Consider the following 19,557-nt stretch of genomic DNA (forward strand, 5'->3'; position numbering starts at 1 on the left):
GCTAGATCACCCTTTTAATTAACAACTAAAAGTAAGCCTCAAAACAACACCTTAGCTTACACATGTTCACTCAATCTGGTCATATCAGTAATTAATAAGTCCCAGGTGATTGTATTGCCACACAGGCTCAGGTAGTCTGCTCAGCCACTAGCCAAAAAACAGCGACTTTATTGAGATAGGCAGAGACCTAAGGTGCAGTTAGTACAAGCGCCTTCGCCAATGAGTCCCAACAGATTATTAACGGGTAGCCGCTAAACTGATGGTAAAAACAAGCAGTCAACACTTAAGGGGAGGAAACAACAACCCGAATGAGTGTACGCAAAGCGAGACTGAAGCGAGGCATCGCAATGCCACAACGACCCCAGAGATGCGCCGATTCATCCAAGAATCGGATCTCAGTGTCAGTCAATTATCAAAGATACTGAATATCAGTGAAGCTACCGTTCGTAAATGGCGTAAACGCGACTCTATCGAAAACTGCCCCAATACCCCCCACCACCTCAATACTACGTTAACCCCCCTGCAGGAGTACGTGGTGGTTGGACTGCGTTATCAGCTAAAGATGCCTTTAGATAAGCTGTTAAAAGCCACACAAAAGTTTATTAATCCGAATGTGTCTCGTTCTGGATTGGCAAGGTGTTTGAAGCGTTACGGGGTTTCAAGAGTTAGCGATATTGAAAGTCCCCATGTACCGATGCGCTATTTTAATCAGATCCCCGTCACCCAAGGCAGCGACGTACAAACCTACACCTTGCACTATGAGACACTGGCTAAAACTTTAGCCCTGCCTAACAATGACGGCGACAATGTGGTTCAGGTGGTTTCACTCACCATTCCCCCAAAACTGACCGAAGAAACACCCAGTTCAATTTTGCTTGGAATCGATCCCCATAGTGATTGGATCTATCTAGACATCTATCAAGACGGTAACACCCAAGCTACCAATCGTTACATGGCCTATGTGCTTAAACATGGGCCGTTCCATCTACGAAAGTTACTCGTGCGTAACTATCACACTTTCTTACAGCGCTTTCCTGGTGCGACGCCAAATCGCCACACCTCAAAAGAAGTGCCTAAAACAAACAACAAGACGCCTGACACTCAGGCACCCAGCGGAGACTCATAATGAGCCAGACCTCTAAACCTACAAAGTCAGCTAAAACGACTGAGCAAGCACAAGACTCACAAGCTGATTCGCGCTTAAATAAACGCCTTAAAGATATGCCCATCGCCATCGTTGGCATGGCAAGTATCTTTGCTAACTCTCGTTACTTAAATAAGTTTTGGGACTTAATCAGCGAGAAAATCGATGCCATCACCGAATTGCCATCGACTCACTGGCAACCAGAAGAGTATTACGATGCCGATAAGAGCACCCCGGACAAGAGCTACTGTAAGCGCGGTGGCTTCTTACCTGACGTTGACTTCAACCCAATGGAGTTTGGCCTGCCGCCAAATATCTTAGAGTTAACCGACTCATCACAGCTACTATCACTGATTGTCGCTAAAGAAGTACTTGCCGATGCTAACCTACCTGAAGGTTACGACAGAGATAAGATTGGTATCACCTTAGGTGTGGGCGGTGGTCAAAAAATCAGTCACAGCCTAACGGCGCGTCTGCAGTACCCAGTACTGAAGAAAGTCTTCGCCAACAGTGGCATCAGCGACGAAGACAGTGAAATGTTGATCAAGAAGTTCCAAGATCAATATGTACACTGGGAAGAAAACTCGTTCCCTGGATCCTTAGGTAACGTCATTGCTGGCCGTATCGCCAACCGTTTCGATTTTGGTGGCATGAACTGTGTGGTCGATGCCGCCTGTGCAGGCTCACTCGCCGCTATGCGTATGGCACTAACCGAACTAACCGAAGGTCGCTCAGAGATGATGATCACAGGTGGTGTCTGTACCGACAACTCACCGTCTATGTACATGAGTTTCTCTAAGACTCCCGCCTTTACCACTAACGAAACCATTCAACCATTTGATATCGACTCAAAAGGCATGATGATCGGTGAAGGTATCGGCATGGTGGCGCTAAAACGTCTTGAAGATGCTGAGCGTGATGGCGACCGCATCTATTCTGTCATTAAAGGCATTGGGGCCTCATCAGATGGTAAGTTCAAGTCTATCTATGCGCCACGACCTGAAGGTCAAGCCAAAGCGCTAAACCGTGCCTATGATGACGCAGGTTTTGCTCCGCACACTCTTGGGCTGATTGAAGCACACGGCACAGGCACTGCTGCCGGTGACGCCGCCGAATTTGCAGGCCTCTGCTCGGTATTTCGCGACGAGAACGACACCAAGCAGCATATCGCCCTTGGTTCAGTGAAGTCGCAAATTGGTCATACTAAATCGACTGCGGGTACAGCTGGCCTTATCAAGGCAGCATTGGCGCTACACCACAAGGTGTTACCAGCGACAATTAACGTCAGCCAGCCAAGCCCTAAGCTTGATATCGAGAATTCACCGTTTTACTTAAATACTGAAACTCGTCCATGGTTACCGCGCGTCGATGGTACGCCGCGCCGTGCAGGTATTAGCTCATTTGGTTTTGGTGGCACTAACTTCCATTTCGTACTCGAAGAGTACAACAGCGAACATAGCCGCACCGATAGCGAAAAAGCTAAGTATCGCCAGCGTCAAGTTGCACAAAGCTTCTTAGTGAGCGCCAGCGATAAGGCCGCGCTGATAAATGAGCTAAACACACTCGCTGCAACAGCAATGCAAGCTGACTTTATCTTAAAAGATGCGGCTGCTAACTACCCACTACGTGAACTTGAAGCAAATGCGCCACGTATCGGCTTAGTGGCAAATAACAGTGAAGAGCTAGTCAACCAAATTAAGCAAGCTATCACTAAGCTTGAATCAAGTGATAGCAGCTGGCAGTTACCGGGTGGCACTAGCTACCGCGCATCTGCTATTGAAGGCAAAGTCGCCGCGCTGTTTGCTGGTCAAGGTTCACAATACCTCAACATGGGTCGAGAGCTTGCCTGTTACTACCCTGAGATGCGTCAGCAATTTGTAACGGCAGACAAGGTCTTTGCCGCAAATAATAAGACGCCGCTTTCACAGACGCTTTACCCAAAACCGGTATTTAATAAAGACGATCTTAAAGCGCAAGAAGCGATTCTGACCAATACCGCCAACGCCCAGAGTGCCATCGGCGCTATCTCTATGGGTCAATATGCACTATTTACTGCGGCCGGTTTTAATGCCGACATGGTAGCTGGACATAGCTTTGGTGAGTTGAGCGCCCTGTGCGCAGCAGGCGTTATCTCAACTGACGATTACTACAAGCTCGCCTTCGCCCGTGGTGATGCCATGGCGACTAAGGCAGAAGCTAAAGATGGTTCTGAGGCCGATGCCGGCGCGATGTACGCCATCATTACTAAAACAGCAGACGATCTTGAAGCGCTTGAAGCGACTATCGCCAAGTTTGATGGCGTTAAAGTGGCTAACTATAACGCGCCGACGCAATCTGTCATTGCAGGCCCAACCGCTACGACAGCAGATGCAGCGAAAGCCCTTAGCGAGCTTGGTTACAAGGCGATTAACCTACCTGTATCAGGCGCCTTCCACACCGAGCTTGTGGGTCATGCTCAGGCACCATTTGCCAAAGCCATCGATGCCGCCAAATTTAGTAAAGCCAGCCGCGCACTTTACTCAAACGCAACCGGCACACTTTATGAAAGCACTGCCGCGAAAATTAAAGCCTCATTTAAGAAACATATGCTTCAATCGGTACGCTTTACGGCGCAGCTGGAAGCTATGTATGACGCAGGTGCACGAGTATTTGTCGAGTTCGGTCCAAAGAACATCTTACAGAAATTAGTACAGGGCACACTGGCAGGCAAAGCAAGTGAAGTTTGCACTATCTCAATCAACCCAAGCCCTAAAGGCGATAGCGATCTACAGCTTAAGCAAGCTGCTGTTCAGTTAGCCGTTGCCGGGATCCAGCTTGACAATATCGATCCGTATCAAGCCGATATCGCTGCACCTGAGAAAAAGTCACCAATGAGCATCTCGCTTAATGCTGTCAACCATATCAGCAAGGCGACACGCGCTAAGATGGCCAAATCTTTAGAGACAGGCATCATCACCTCGCAAATTGAGCGAGTGGTTGAAGAGAAAGTCATTGAAGTGGAAAAAGTTGTTGAAGTCGAAAAGATTGTCGAAAAAGTCGTTGAAGTTGAGAAGATTGTTGAGGTAGCAACCCCAGTCCAATCTAATTCAGTTCAAGCCAATTCAGTTATAGAGTCAGGTATAGAGAGTCAAATCGTGTCTAAAGACAGCAAGCCATCTGCGGCGCTTAATATTGGTAGTGATGCACTGAGCAACTTCTTTGCCGCTCAACAGCAAGCTGCCCAGCTTCATCAGCAGTTCCTAGAGATCCCGCAGCAGTACGGCGAGACCTTCACCACCTTGATGACAGAGCAAACTAAGCTGGCAGGTTCGGGGATTGCGATCCCAGAGAGCCTACAACGCTCAATGGAGCAGTTCCACCAGCTACAAGCTCAAACACTACAAAGCCACACTCAATTCCTTGAGATGCAAGCTGGCAGCAATATTGCTGCGCTAAACCTACTCAATGGTAACCAAGCGACTTACGCGCCTGTTATTGAAAATAAAGTCGTTCAAACTGAAGTGGCTCAACAGGGTATCGTTGAACAGCCTGCAACTATTGCAGCACCAGCTAACACTGCGCCAGTGCAGCCTACACCTGTAGCGACAGCGCCTCAAGTGAGCCATCAAACTGCGCCAGTACAAACAGCTGTTGCACCAGTAAAAGTTGCAGCGACTGTTTCTGCCCAAGTGGCGGCCCCAGTAACTACAACCGTGACAAGCAATAGCGGCTCATCAGCACAAACAGCCTTGAGCACACAAACAGCCTTGAGCGCGACAAAGGTGCAAGCGACCATGTTAGAAGTGGTTGCCGAGAAGACTGGCTACCCAACAGAGATGCTAGAGCTTGAGATGGATATGGAAGCCGATTTAGGTATCGATTCTATCAAGCGTGTTGAAATTCTTGGCACAGTACAAGATGAGCTACCGGGTCTACCTGAGCTTAGCCCTGAAGATCTAGCGGAATGTCGTACGCTGGGTGAAATCGTGACGTACATGAACTCTAAGTTAGCTGATGGCTCTGAGCTTTCTACAAGTGCCCCTGCAGCGCCTCAAGCAGCTGCGACTCCTGTAGCGAATGTTCTTTCTGCTGACAAGGTACAGGCGACCATGATGTCAGTGGTTGCAGAGAAGACTGGCTACCCAACTGAGATGCTAGAGCTTGAGATGGATATGGAAGCCGATTTAGGTATCGATTCTATCAAGCGTGTTGAAATTCTTGGCACGGTACAAGATGAATTACCGGGCTTGCCTGAGCTAAGCCCTGAAGATCTAGCCGAGTGCCGCACCCTTGGCGAAATCGTTGCTTATATGGGCAGTAAACTCTCTACAAGTGCCGCAGCGGCGCCTCAAGCAGCTGCGACTCCTGTAGCGAATGGTCTTTCTGCAGAAACAGCCCTGAGCGCAGAGAAAGTGCAAGCGACTATGATGTCAGTGGTTGCAGAGAAGACTGGCTACCCAACTGAAATGCTTGAGCTGAGCATGGATATGGAAGCCGACCTAGGCATCGACTCTATCAAGCGTGTTGAAATTCTTGGCACGGTACAAGATGAGCTACCGGGTCTGCCTGAGCTAAGCCCTGAAGATTTAGCCGAGTGTCGCACCCTTGGCGAAATCGTGGCGTACATGAACTCTAAGCTGGCTGAAGGCTCTGCTGTTTCATCTACGCCAGTACATAGCGCTCTTTCTGCAGAAACAGCCCTGAGCGCTGAGAAAGTGCAAGCGACTATGATGTCAGTGGTTGCCGAGAAAACAGGCTACCCAACAGAGATGCTTGAACTGAGCATGGATATGGAAGCCGACCTAGGCATAGACTCTATCAAGCGTGTTGAAATTCTTGGCACAGTACAAGATGAGCTACCGGGCTTGCCTGAGCTGAATCCAGAAGATCTAGCTGAGTGCCGTACCCTTGGCGAAATCGTGGCGTACATGAACAGCAAACTCTCTACAACTGCCGCTGAAGGCTCTGCAGTTTCATCTGCTCCTGCTGAAACAGCCTTGAGCTCGCAAACAGCCTTGAGCGCTGAGAAGGTACAGGCGACTATGATGTCAGTGGTTGCCGATAAGACGGGCTACCCAACAGAGATGCTTGAGCTGAGCATGGATATGGAAGCCGACTTAGGTATCGACTCTATCAAGCGTGTTGAAATTCTTGGCACAGTACAAGATGAATTACCGGGCTTGCCTGAGCTGAATCCAGAAGATCTAGCCGAGTGTCGTACCCTTGGTGAGATCGTGGCGTACATGAACAGCAAACTCTCTACAAGTGCCGCTGCGGCGCCTCAAGCAGCTGCCACTCCTGTAGCGAATGGTCTTTCTGCAGAAACAGCCCTGAGCGCTGAGAAAGTGCAAGCGACTATGATGTCTGTGGTTGCCGATAAGACGGGCTACCCAACTGAAATGCTTGAGCTGAGCATGGATATGGAAGCCGACTTAGGTATCGACTCTATCAAGCGTGTTGAAATTCTTGGCACGGTACAAGATGAGCTACCGGGTCTGCCTGAGCTAAACCCAGAAGATTTAGCCGAGTGTCGCACCCTTGGTGAAATCGTTAGCTATATGAACTCTAAGCTGGCTGATGGCTCTGCTAATACAAGAGGCGCAGAGGCGGCTCTTAATGTCAGCACAGCTGTATCAGGTGCAGTTAAGTCAGTAGCCGACACGATCACCTCTTCTCTAGCACTTCCTCCTCACAGCGAGGTAGCGCTAAAAAAGCTTAATGCGGCGGACAAACTAGAAAACTGTTTCGCCGCAGATAGTACGCTTGTGATCAATGACGATGGTCATAACGCAGGCGTTCTTGCAGAGAAACTGATTAAACAGGGTTTAAAAGTTGCCGTTGTGCGTCTAGCTGAAGGTCAGCCACAATCGCCACTTTCAAGTGATGTTGCCAGCTTTGAGCTTGCATCAAGCAAAGAATCAGAGCTTGAAGCCAGTATTACAGCGGTTATCACTCAAATTGAAACTCAAGTTGGCACTATTGGCGGCTTCATCCACCTACAACCTGAAGTCAGCGTCACTGAGCAGGCTGCTGTAAACCTAAATGCGCAAAGCTTTGCTCATGTAAGCCATGCGTTTTTATGGGCAAAACTGTTACAACCAAAGCTAGTACAAGCACAGCAGGTTGCAGCAAGTGATGCTCGCCGCTGCTTTGTTACTGTGAGCCGTATCGATGGTGGTTTTGGTTATTTAAATACCGATGCACTAAAAGATGCCGAACTAAACCAAGCTGCGCTTGCAGGGTTAACTAAGACACTAAGCCATGAGTGGCCGCAGGTTTTCTGCCGTGCAATCGATGCTGCAGCAAACTTAGATGCAACCCATCTTAGCGATGCGATCACAAGCGAACTGTTCGACAGTCATGTTCAGCTGCCTGAAGTAGGTCTCTCACTCGATACTAACGGTCATGTTGCACGTGCAACTCTGATTGCAGGTGATGCGAGCAACAAACATGCTGCACCGTCACTTAATAGTACAGATAAAATACTGGTGACCGGTGGCGCAAAAGGTGTGACCTTCGAATGTGCATTAGCATTAGCCAAGCGCACTCAGTCTCACTTTATCCTAGCTGGCCGTAGCGAACTACTTGCTATACCTGCATGGGCTGAAAATAAGCAAATTAGCGAGCTAAAGCCTGCAGCCATTGCCCACATCATCTCAACGGGCGATAAACCGACCCCTAAACAGGTTGAAAGCTTAGTCTGGACGGTAAAGAGCTCAATCGAGATCAACACTGCTCTTGAAGCTTTTGCCCAAGTTGGTGCAAGTGCTGAATATGTCAGCATGGATGTGACCGATACGGCAGCTATCACAGCAGCACTAAATGGTCGCTCAAATGAGATCACTGGCCTTATCCACGGTGCAGGCGTACTTGCCGATAAACATATTCAGGATAAAACAATAGAGGAGTTAGCTCGCGTCTACGGCACTAAGGTCAACGGTCTTAAGGCTCTACTTGCAGCACTCGACTCAAGCAAATTGAAACTACTCGCTATGTTCTCATCTGCAGCCGGCTTCTACGGCAACACAGGTCAGAGCGATTACGCCATGTCAAATGACATCCTTAACAAAGCAGCACTGCAGTTCACTGCTCGTAACCCACAAGCTAAAGTAATGAGCTTTAACTGGGGCCCTTGGGATGGCGGCATGGTGACCGATGCGCTTAAGAAGATGTTCACCGAGCGGGGCGTATACGTTATCCCACTGCAGGCAGGGGCAGAGCTATTTGCAAGCCAACTTCTCAGTGAGACTGGCGTTCAGCTGCTTATCGGTACTTCAATGCAAGGCGGTGCTTATACAAATGGCGCAGAAGGCTCAAACACAGCTGAAGGCTCTTCTGTAAAAAAGCTTGATGCGGGTGAGGTGCGAAACGCATCGCGCCCGCTAGCACCAGTCTCTTTAACTTCTATGACGTTAACAAGAGCCTTAAACCCAAATGCGATGGTCTTTATCCAAGACCACCGCATTAGCGGTAACCCTGTACTACCCACTGTATGTGCAATTCAGTGGATGCGCGAGGCCGCGAGTGAGATGCTAGGTAACCAAGTTAAAGTGCTAGATTACAAGCTACTTAAAGGGATCATCTTCGATAGCAGTGATGCTCAAGAGATAACCCTTGAGTTAACGCCAACTGACAACGGCCAAATGACGGCATTAATCAGCAGTCAAGGTCGCCCTCAGTATAAGGCTACGCTTGCAGTATCAAGTGAGAGCTTTACCACTAAATCGTTCGATTTAATTGGTGATGCAGTTACATCTGCATCTGAACTCTATAGCAACGGTACCCTATTCCATGGGCCACGTTTGCAAGGCATCAAGCAAGTATTTAACTTTGATGACAAAGGCCTGCTAGCCAGTTGCCAACTACCACAGGTGAGTGACAGTGATTGCGGCCAGTTTGTGGCAACAACGCATATCGGCGGCAGTCAGCCGTTTGCTGAAGACCTGCTGTTACAGGCGATGCTGGTATGGGCAAGGCTTAAGTACGGGGCTGCGAGTCTGCCCTCTGCTATTGGCGAGTTTATCTCACACAAGCCGCTGGCATTTGGTGACAAAGGAATACTAACGCTTGAGGTCGTTAAGACAAGTGCCCGTTCACTTGAGGCTAACGTTGCGCTTTACCATGAAAATGGTGAGCTTAGCGCGATGATGAAAGGGGCGAAAGTCACAATCAGCAAGAACCTGAACAGTGCCTTTTTGAATGAAACAGCCTTGAGCGCTGGTGAATCAGCCTTGAGCGCCTCGGGAGAAAAGTCTTAATGGTTAACTCGACAGCTAGCAATAGCGTCAGTGATCAAGTTATCAAGAGTGAGATGCCACTGCGCATCGCACTCTTGGTGCTACCTACGACACTTGACCTAAGCCTTAATAGTGCTGCAACCGCTAAAGCACTGCCTCACTTGTTGCCCGAACTATATAGCTCAAAACTACTTGAGACAATTGAGCTGGTCTCTATCAAGGTCGATGAATTTGAGGCCAACTTAACAGCCACTATCGAATCGATAGAGCAAGGCAAAATAGTGCAAATTTCAACCAAGACAAGTTCTATGTTGATGATGCCAGCCCTGACTGCGGCGCAAAATCGTATTCACCCTCATGGGGTGCTTGCCGCGATGCAAATGCAAACAGGGCAGATCCAAGCTGGATCTACAGCTGTTACTGACGCTTGTATGGAAAGCGCCTTAAATCAGGCAAAGCGTCAGCATGCGAGTGTTAGCAAACGCATCGACCTGCCAGAGCTTAGTAGCACAGAGCAGTTTGATGCTGTGTGTGAGCAGATAAAAGACCTTGCCTCTCGTACCCACCACAGAGATGCGGCATCGATTAGCCCTAAGCAAGCGGCGAGTCACTACTGGTTTACCGAGCACCATCAATCACGGGTGCTGGCGCTCAATCTGACCAATGCTTCACAAGGCAGTTCAACAGTAAACTGTATCAGCTTTGTCGTCTCCCAAGGCACAGGCTTTATCGCAGCAAAGTCGATTATCAATGAGCAGCGATTACAGTTTGTTGTTTGTGCTGATATCCAAGCGGAGCTTGTCGCCGAACTAGGGGCGCTGCAAATCAAACTGAATGCGCTGACATCAAAGCCTACCCAGAGCGACTCTCTGTTGACGTTGATGCGTGATAACTTACAGGCCTTCGAAACCTGCACTAACCGTCAATACGCTATCACACTGCAAGCTAGCTCGATTGAAGCCATGCAGCAAGAGATTGATGCAATCACCCTAGCCCTGCCTAAGGTGATGAGTGAAAATGGTCAGTATCGCACTCCCGCTGGAAGTTATTTCACAGCACAGCCTCTGGGCACTACAGAGCAAGGCAGCCTTGCCTTTGTCTACCCTGGCGTAGGCACCGTCTACAGCGATATGTTCAGTGAGCTACATAGATACTTCCCATCACTTTATTCGCAGTTAGAGCGTGAAGGCGACTTAAAGTCCATGTTCCAAGCCGAGGCTATCTATCACTTAGATCCTAAAGTGACACCAGCCATGCCACTTGGCGATCTGGCGATTGCTGGTGTGGGTAGCAGCTACCTATTAACTCAGTTACTGGTCAAGAACTTTGGCATTACGCCTAACTTTGCCCTAGGTTACTCCATGGGTGAAGCGTCGATGTGGGCTAGTCTTGGCGTGTGGAAAGACCCACATGCCTTGATTGAAAAAACCAAGACTGACCCGCTATTTACTCGCGCAATTTCAGGCAAGCTGACCGCTGTTCGCAAAGCATGGCAGCTGGATGAGTCCGATGCGGATATCCTGTGGAACAGCTTTGTGGTTCGCTCAGCCGCAGCGCCGATTAAGGCGTTACTACCTGAGTTCCCCCACGCCTATCTTGCGATTGTTCAGGGTGATACCTGCGTGATTGCAGGCTGTGAGACTCAGTGTAGAAAGCTACTCACTCAATTAGGCAAGCGAGGCATTGCTGCGAACCGCGTGACAGCGATGCACACGACTCCAGCGATGGAAGAGCATGGCAACGTCGCCCAGTTTTATCAGCAGCCGCTTGAAGAATCATTACCCACTGAGATCAAATTTATCAGTGCTGCCTCTGGCGATAACCAGGTTGCAAGCTGCCATGGCGGTCTCGATAGTCAAGTTATAGCAAACTCCATTGCCGATACTTTCTGCAACACCTTAGACTTTACCGCGCTTATTCATAGCGCACAAAAACAAGGTGCCAAGCTATTTGTCGAGTTAGGTGCTGACAGACAAAACTGCACGCTTATCGACAAGATAGTGAAACTAGATAGAAATACCAATAGTGATGCCGCTGAAAGCTCCTTAACTTCTAAGAAGGCTGAGGAGCCTAAAGCAAATGCGACAAGCAGCTCTTTACCACTAAAAGACGCCGCAAGCGCTTGCACTGTCCCCGTCAATGCTAAAGGCGGTGATGATATCACTACCCTACTCAAGGCATTAGGCCAACTCATTAGTCATCGAGTGCCACTCACAGCCAAGCCACTTATCGATGGATTAAATCGTGAGATAGCACTGTTCCAACTGCAAGCCGAGACCACTGAGCGGGTCAAAGTTAAGCAGATGACAACCCTAACATTACAAGGAGAAGCCTAATGTCTTCTTCAGATAAGAAACTACACGCAGCTAAACAGCGCAAGATCGCCATTGTCGGTCTCGCCACTCTCTATCCTGATGCGAAATCGCCACAGGAGTTTTGGCAGAATTTACTCGATAAACGCGACTCGCGCACAACCCTCACTAATGAAAAGTTAGGGGCAAACAGCAGCGATTATCAAGGCGTTCAAGGCCAGTCAGACCGCTTTTATTGCGATAAGGGCGGCTATATTGAGAACTTCAGTTTCGACCCAAGCGGTTATCAGCTACCTGCTGATAACCTAACCGGACTCGATGACAGCTTTCTATGGGCGCTAGACACTAGCCGTAAAGCCCTCGATGATGCTGGGATCCCATTAACCAGTGATACATTATCTCGAACTGGTATCGTCATGGGTGCATTGTCGTTCCCAACGACTCGCTCAAACGATCTGTTTCTGCCTATCTACCACAGTGCCGTTGAGAAAGCGCTGCAGGATAAATTAGGCAATCAAGGATTTAAGCTAAACCCAACCAATGCTAGCAGTGAAAGAGCCCGTAGTGAGAACACACTCGATACGGCCAACGGTGCGATAGCCCATAATGCCTCTAAAGTTGTGGCGGATGCATTAGGTCTAGGTGGCGCGCAGCTTAGCCTAGATGCCGCCTGTGCAAGCTCGGTTTACTCACTCAAACTTGCCTGTGATTACCTAAGTGCAGGCAAGAGCGATGTGATGCTCGCTGGAGCGGTTTCTGGTGCAGACCCATTCTTTATCAACATGGGCTTCTCAATCTTTCATGCCTACCCAGATCACGGTGTATCGGTCCCCTTCGATGCTAACAGTAAAGGCCTTTTCGCCGGAGAAGGCGCAGGCGTTTTAGTGCTAAAGCGTCTTGAAGATGCCGAGCGTGATGGCGATAAAATCTATGCTGTCGTCAGTGGTGTTGGTCTATCTAATGATGGTAAGGGACAATTTGTCCTTAGCCCTAACCCTAAAGGTCAAGTAAAAGCTTTCGAGCGTGCTTACGCTGCCAGTGATATCGAGCCTAAAGATATCGAAGTGATTGAGTGTCACGCGACAGGAACCCCGCTGGGCGACAAGATTGAGCTGACCTCGATGGAAACCTTCTTTGAGGATAAGCTCGGCGGCAGTGATGCCCCGCTAATTGGATCGGCAAAATCTAACCTAGGTCACCTGCTGACTGCGGCTGGCATGCCTGGGATCATGAAGATGATCTTCGCCATGAAAGAGGGCTTCTTGCCACCAAGTATCAATATCAGCGATGCGATATCTTCACCCAATAAGCTTTTTGGTAAGCCTACCCTGCCAAATATGGTTCAAGGCTGGCCAGATAAAAGATCTAACAATGTCGATGGCATAAAACATCGTCATGCTGGCGTGTCGGTATTTGGTTTTGGTGGCTGTAATGCACACTTGTTACTGGAGTCTTACTCAGCAGAACAGGCCGCAGGCGCTGGCTTACAATCTGTAAGTAAACAAGCGGTGCAAACAACTACACCTGAGTCGATGAAGATCACTGGTCTTGCCTCGCACTTTGGCCCGCTAAGCAGCATCAATCAGCTTAATCAGGCCATTGTTAGCAAGAGTAATGGTTTCATTTCGCTTCCTAAACAGCGCTGGAAGGGCTTAGAGAAGCATAGCGAACTGCTGGCACAGTTTGGCCTAAATGCTGCGCCAAAAGGCGCCTATGTCGATAGCTTCGAACTCGATTTCCTACGCTTTAAGCTGCCGCCAAATGAAGATGATCGTCTGATCTCACAACAACTAATGTTGATGAAGGTCACCGATGAGGCTATTCGTGATGCCAAGCTGAATCCCGGGCAGAAAGTCGCCGTGCTAGTCGCGATGGAAACCGAGCTTGAGCTACACCAGTTCCGTGGCCGCGTTAACCTGCATACTCAGCTGCAAGAGAGCCTATCAGCCATGGGCGTAACCTTAAGCGGTGATGAGTATCAAGCCCTAGAAGCGATCACCATGGACAGTGTACTCGATGCCGCTAAGCTGAATCAGTACACCAGCTTTATCGGCAATATTATGGCCTCGCGCATTGCATCACTATGGGACTTTAACGGCCCAGCATTCACCATTTCGGCCGCCGAGCAATCGGTGAGCCGCTGTATCGATGTTGCCCAGAATATGATGGCAAGCGAAGCGTTGGACGCAGTGGTTATCGCTGCCGTGGATCTCTCGGGTAGTTTCGAACAAATCATATTGAAAAACAGTGTCGAGCCGGTATCAATCGATGCCACAGCCGCACAGAACGGCAATGGCTGGAATGTGGGTGAAGGTGCTGGTGCTATCGTTCTGGTACCAAGTGATGCTAACAGTGCTGATAGCCAATCTTCTAATGAAGAGCCTTCATATGGAGAAATCAGCGCCCTTGCTTTTGGCAAGGCGACAGAGGCGAAGCGAGTCACTGATAACCTATTGACTCAAGCTGGCGCAGATTTTAACTGTATCAAACTTGTTGAAACCAGTGTTGCGCCAGGAAGCGCTGTGCAGTCACCGCTAAGCAATCTGTTCCCTCACGCTAGTAACACTTGCGCTGAAGAACGTGTGGGCCATAGCTTTGCCGCTGCAGGAATGGCGAGTCTGCTACATGGTCTACTCAACCTTTCTATGCAAAAACAACAGGGAGCAGCGCCACAAAGGGCATTGGTCGTCAACAGCAGTGAAAACCAAGTCTCTCAGCTATTAATTAGCCAAAGTACAAGCCAACAGAGCGCGCTAACGTCACGCTTAAGCTGTGAGCTAAAGTCTGATGCTAAGCATCAACTATTAAAGCAAGTCACCTTAGGCGGTCGCGATATCTATCAGTATATCGTCGACACACCACTAGCCAGCTTAACCTCAATTCAGAGCAAGCTCGCCCAAGGCGCGGCGTCCTCTGTTATCAAGCTAGATAAGCCACTTATTACCCGCACTGCTGCACCTGTTAGCCCTACACCAGTATTAGGTAACCCTATGACCAATCAAGCTAAAACTATTACAACTGAAGCGCCGCCGACTCAAACCGCAGCTATCGATGTTTCTGCTGGCAACTTGAGCGCATTTCAACAGAACCAACAACTGACTCAAGCGGCTCACCAAGCATTCTTAGAAAGCCGCTCTGCAGGTATGAAGGTCGCCGATGCCCTATTAAAGCAACAACTTGCTCAGGAGATCGCGCAAGCAAAAGGTCAAAGCGTTGCCCTAAACCAAAGTGCAGTAGCCCAGCCAGTTAATTCGGTTAATGCTCCTACAATGGCCTCGCCAGCAGTCAATACCGTACTCAAGCCTGATCACGCTAACGTGCCACCCTACACTGCGCCGACACCAGCGCTTAAGCCGTGTATCTGGAACTATGCCGACCTAGTCGAATATGCTGAAGGCGATATTGCCAAGGTATTTGGCAGTGATTACGCCGTTATCGACAGCTACTCTCGCCGAGTTCGTCTTCCAACCACAGACTACCTATTGGTGTCACGCGTCACTAAGCTTGATGCCACCATGAATGAGTTTAAGCCATGCTCTATGACCACTGAGTATGACATTCCCGTTGATGCACCTTACCTTGTCGATGGTCAAATCCCCTGGGCTGTTGCGGTAGAATCTGGTCAGTGCGACTTGATGCTGATCAGCTACTTAGGTATCGACTTTGAGAACAAGGGCGAGCGCGTCTATCGTCTACTCGATTGTACCCTCACCTTCTTGGGCGATCTGCCACGTGGCGGCGATACTCTGCGCTATGACATTAAGATCAACAACTATGCCCGTAACGGCGACACCTTGTTGTTCTTCTTCTCATACGAGTGCTTCGTTGGCGACACCATGATCCTTAAGATGGATGGTGGCTGTGCTGGCTTCTTCACCGATGAAGAGCTTGCCGATGGTAAAGGTGTTATCCGCACCGAAGATGAGATCAAGGCGCGTAACTTAGCAGTGAAAAAGACCTTCAACCCACTGTTAGACTGCCCGAAAACCAGCTTCAACTATGGCGAGATCCATAAGCTACTCAGCGCCGATATTGAAGGCTGTTTTGGCCCAAGCCACGCAGGCCCCGCTCAGCCATCACTTTGTTTCGCATCGGAGAAATTCCTGATGATCGAGCAGGTGAGTAAAGTTGAGCGTAATGGCGGCGCCTGGGGCTTAGGCCTTATCGAAGGCCATAAACAGCTTGAGCCAAACCACTGGTACTTCCCTTGTCACTTTAAGGGCGACCAAGTAATGGCGGGATCCTTGATGGCGGAAGGCTGTGGTCAGCTACTGCAGTTCTTTATGCTACACCTTGGTATGCATACCCAAACCAAGAATGGCCGTTTCCAGCCACTTGAGCATGCCTCACAGAAAGTACGTTGCCGCGGTCAGGTATTGCCTCAGTCAGGCATCTTAACCTACCGTATGGAAGTGACTGAAATTGGTTTCAGCCCTCGCCCATACGCTAAGGCGAATATCGATATCTTACTTAACGGTAAAGCCGTGGTGGATTTCCAAAACCTTGGAGTGATGATCAAAGAGGAAGATGAGTGTACTCGCTACCCACTTTTGACGAACTCAGCAGAAAGTACAGACACAACAACTGCTCAAGCGCCTGTGGCTTCTCTAAGCAAAGAGTCGGAGCCTTCAGCGTCAGTTAATAAAAAGGCATACCAACCAGCATCGGTCAATGCGCCACTTATGGCACAAATTCCCGATCTGACTAAAGAGCCAAACAAGGGTGTGATTCCAATCTCACACGTTGAAGCACCTATCACGCCAGATTATCCAAACCGTGTACCCGATACAGTGCCATTTACGCCGTATCACATGTTTGAGTTTGCTACCGGCGATATTGAGAAGTGCTTCGGCCCAGAGTTCGCTATCTATCGCGGCATGATCCCACCACGTACTCCCTGTGGCGATCTACAAGTGACGACACGAGTTATCGAAGTTAATGGTAAGCGTGGTGACTTTAAGAAACCATCATCATGTATCGCCGAGTACGAAGTACCTGTTGATGCTTGGTATTTCGACAAAAACAGTCACCAAGCCGTAATGCCTTACTCGATTCTGATGGAGATCTCACTACAGCCTAACGGATTTATCTCGGGTTACATGGGTACCACACTTGGGTTCCCTGGCCTTGAGCTGTTCTTCCGTAACTTAGACGGTAGTGGTGAACTGCTGCGTGATGTGGACCTTCGTGGCAAGACGATTCGTAACGACTCGCGCCTACTATCGACTGTGATGGCGGGTACCAATATCATCCAAAGCTTTAGCTTCGAGTTAAGCACGGATGGCGAGCCTTTCTATCGCGGTACTGCTGTATTTGGTTACTTCAAGGGTGAAGCGCTTAAAGATCAGCTCGGACTAGATAACGGTAAGGTGACTCAGCCTTGGCATGTTGCCAATGGCGTTGCAGCGACAACTAAGGTAAACCTGCTTGATAAGAGCTGCCGTCACTTTAATGCGCCAATTAACCAGCCTCATTACCGCTTAGCAGGTGGTCAGCTGAACTTTATCGACAGCGTTGAGATTGTTGATAATGGTGGTACCGAAGGTTTAGGTTATCTGTATGCTGAGCGTACTATCGATCCAAGTGATTGGTTCTTCCAGTTCCACTTCCACCAAGACCCTGTGATGCCGGGCTCCTTAGGTGTTGAAGCGATTATTGAAACCATGCAGACTTACGCCATAAGCAAAGACTTAGGCGCAGGATTTAAGAATCCGAAGTTTGGCCAAATCTTATCGAACATCAAGTGGAAGTATCGCGGTCAGATCAACCCGCTGAACAAGCAGATGTCGATGGATGTCAGCATCACGTCAATTAAAGATGAGAACGGTAAAAAGGTGATCACCGGTAATGCTAGCCTGAGTAAAGATGGTCTGCGTATTTACGAGGTCTTTGATATCGCCATATCCATCGAAGAATCTCTTTAAACCGGAGTGAATGACTGGCTATTTTACTCAATTTCTGTGTCAAAAGTGCTCACCTATATTCATAGGCTGCGCGCTTTTTCCTAGAAATTGAGCAAAAGTACCTGCGTCCTAACTCGATTTATAAAATGAATGATTTAATGGGAACTAGCCGCACGCTAAACCATTAAAGAATGACTGATTTTAAAGAAAAGAACAGTTAAAAGAATAGATAAGAGCCGATAGCTCAATAATTAAGGGTCTACAAATAATGAATCCTACTACAACCAACGAAATGCTTTCACCGTGGCCATGGGCTGTGACTGAGTCAAACATTAGCTTTGATGTGCAAGTGATGGAACAGCAGCTAAAAGATTTTAGCCGTGGCTGTTACGTGGTAAATCACAGCGAGCAAGGATTTGGTATCGCCCAGTCAGCCGAGATAGTTTCTGAGCAGGCAGCTAACCATGCAGGCTTGCCTGTCAGTGCTTTTGCACCAGCTCTTGGTACAGAAAGCCTAGGTGACAGTAATTTTCGCCGCGTACATGGCGTGAAATACGCCTACTATGCTGGCGCAATGGCAAATGGTATTTCATCGGAAGAGCTGGTTATCGCACTGGGTAAAGCCGGTATTCTGTGCTCATTTGGCGCAGCGGGTCTTATCCCTAGCCGCGTAGAAGCAGCCATTAACCGCATTCAAGCTGCGCTGCCAAACGGCCCATACATGTTTAACCTTATCCATAGCCCAAGTGAGCCTGCACTAGAGCGTGGTAGCGTTGAGTTATTTTTAAAACATAAAGTGCGCACCGTTGAAGCATCGGCATTCTTAGGCCTAACACCACAAATCGTTTATTACCGCGCAGCAGGCTTAAGCCGCGATAGTAACGGCAAAGTGGTTGTTGGCAACAAGGTTATCGCCAAGGTCAGCCGCACCGAGGTGGCTGAAAAATTCATGATGCCAGCGCCAGCTAAGATGCTACAAAAATTGGTGGATGATGGTTCTATCACTGCAGAGCAGATGGAGCTTGCGCTACTTGTACCTATGGCCGATGACATTACCGCAGAAGCCGATTCAGGTGGTCACACAGATAATCGTCCATTGGTGACGCTACTACCGACTATCTTAGCTCTAAAAGAGGAGATTCAAGCTAAATACCAATATGAGACGCCTATCCGCGTGGGTTGTGGCGGTGGTGTTGGTACTCCCGATGCCGCGCTTGCGACCTTTAACATGGGCGCAGCGTATATCGTAACTGGCTCAGTTAACCAAGCTTGTGTCGAAGCGGGAGCCAGTGATCATACCCGCAAGCTGCTTGCCACTACCGAGATGGCCGATGTCACCATGGCCCCAGCGGCAGACATGTTCGAGATGGGAGTTAAGTTACAGGTCGTTAAACGCGGTACACTCTTCCCTATGCGTGCAAACAAGCTGTATGAGATTTACACCCGTTACGACTCAATCGAAGCGATTCCGGCGGATGAACGTGAAAAGTTAGAGAAGCAAGTATTCCGCTCAAGCCTTGACGAAATCTGGGCAGGCACAGTTGCGCACTTTAATGAACGTGACCCTAAGCAGATTGAGCGCGCTGAGGGTAACCCAAAGCGTAAGATGGCACTTATCTTCCGCTGGTATCTCGGCCTTTCGAGCCGCTGGTCAAATTCTGGTGAAGCGGGCCGTGAGATGGATTATCAAATTTGGGCAGGTCCTGCACTCGGTGCATTTAACCAGTGGGCCAAGGGCAGTTATTTAGATAACTATCAAGACCGTAACGCGGTCGATGTGGCCAAGCATCTGATGTATGGCGCAGCTTACTTAAGCCGCATCAACTCACTCACTGCCCAAGGCGTAAAACTGCCAGCACAGCTACTGCGCTGGAAGCCAACTCAAAGAATGGCTTAAGGGCAGCCTTGAGCGGCTCGTAGAAAGTAAAGAGTCAGCCTTGAGCGGCTTTGATAAAAAAACAACCAATCTAGAAAGCCACTAA

Annotated in this window: 5 protein-coding genes; all 5 read left to right on the forward strand. The window is 49.0% G+C overall.

Features of this window, described 5'->3' with window-relative positions; genetic code table 11:
- The first annotated feature begins 259 nt into the window (after positions 1–259).
- The 5 genes from K5Q92_RS01790 to pfaD all read left to right on the forward strand — a co-directional run bounded on the left by K5Q92_RS01790 (position 260) and on the right by pfaD (position 19,472).
- Positions 260–1,126: a transcriptional regulator gene (locus K5Q92_RS01790; protein ID WP_220767344.1), complete on the forward strand. Its 867-nt coding sequence runs from the start codon at positions 260–262 to the stop codon at positions 1,124–1,126.
- Positions 1,126–9,381, forward strand: a complete 8,256-nt coding sequence (gene pfaA, locus K5Q92_RS01795; protein WP_220767345.1) for an eicosapentaenoate synthase subunit PfaA — start codon at positions 1,126–1,128, stop codon at positions 9,379–9,381. The genes K5Q92_RS01790 and pfaA overlap by 1 nt, the downstream gene beginning before the upstream one ends.
- Positions 9,381–11,696, forward strand: coding sequence for a PfaB family protein (locus tag K5Q92_RS01800; protein WP_220767346.1), 2,316 nt, complete (start codon positions 9,381–9,383; stop codon positions 11,694–11,696). Before pfaA ends, K5Q92_RS01800 begins: the two co-directional genes overlap by 1 nt.
- The gene (gene pfaC / locus K5Q92_RS01805) at positions 11,696–17,596 is read left to right on the forward strand and encodes a beta-ketoacyl synthase N-terminal-like domain-containing protein (protein WP_220767347.1); all 5,901 of its coding nucleotides are present in this window, start codon (positions 11,696–11,698) and stop codon (positions 17,594–17,596) included. Before K5Q92_RS01800 ends, pfaC begins: the two co-directional genes overlap by 1 nt.
- Before the next feature lie 247 nt (positions 17,597–17,843).
- Positions 17,844–19,472, forward strand: a complete 1,629-nt coding sequence (gene pfaD, locus K5Q92_RS01810) for an eicosapentaenoate synthase subunit PfaD (protein ID WP_220767348.1) — start codon at positions 17,844–17,846, stop codon at positions 19,470–19,472.
- The last annotated feature ends 85 nt before the right edge of the window (positions 19,473–19,557 follow it).

The sequence above is a fragment of the Shewanella sp. MBTL60-007 genome, from assembly GCF_019654915.1.
GTDB lineage: Bacteria > Pseudomonadota > Gammaproteobacteria > Enterobacterales > Shewanellaceae > Shewanella.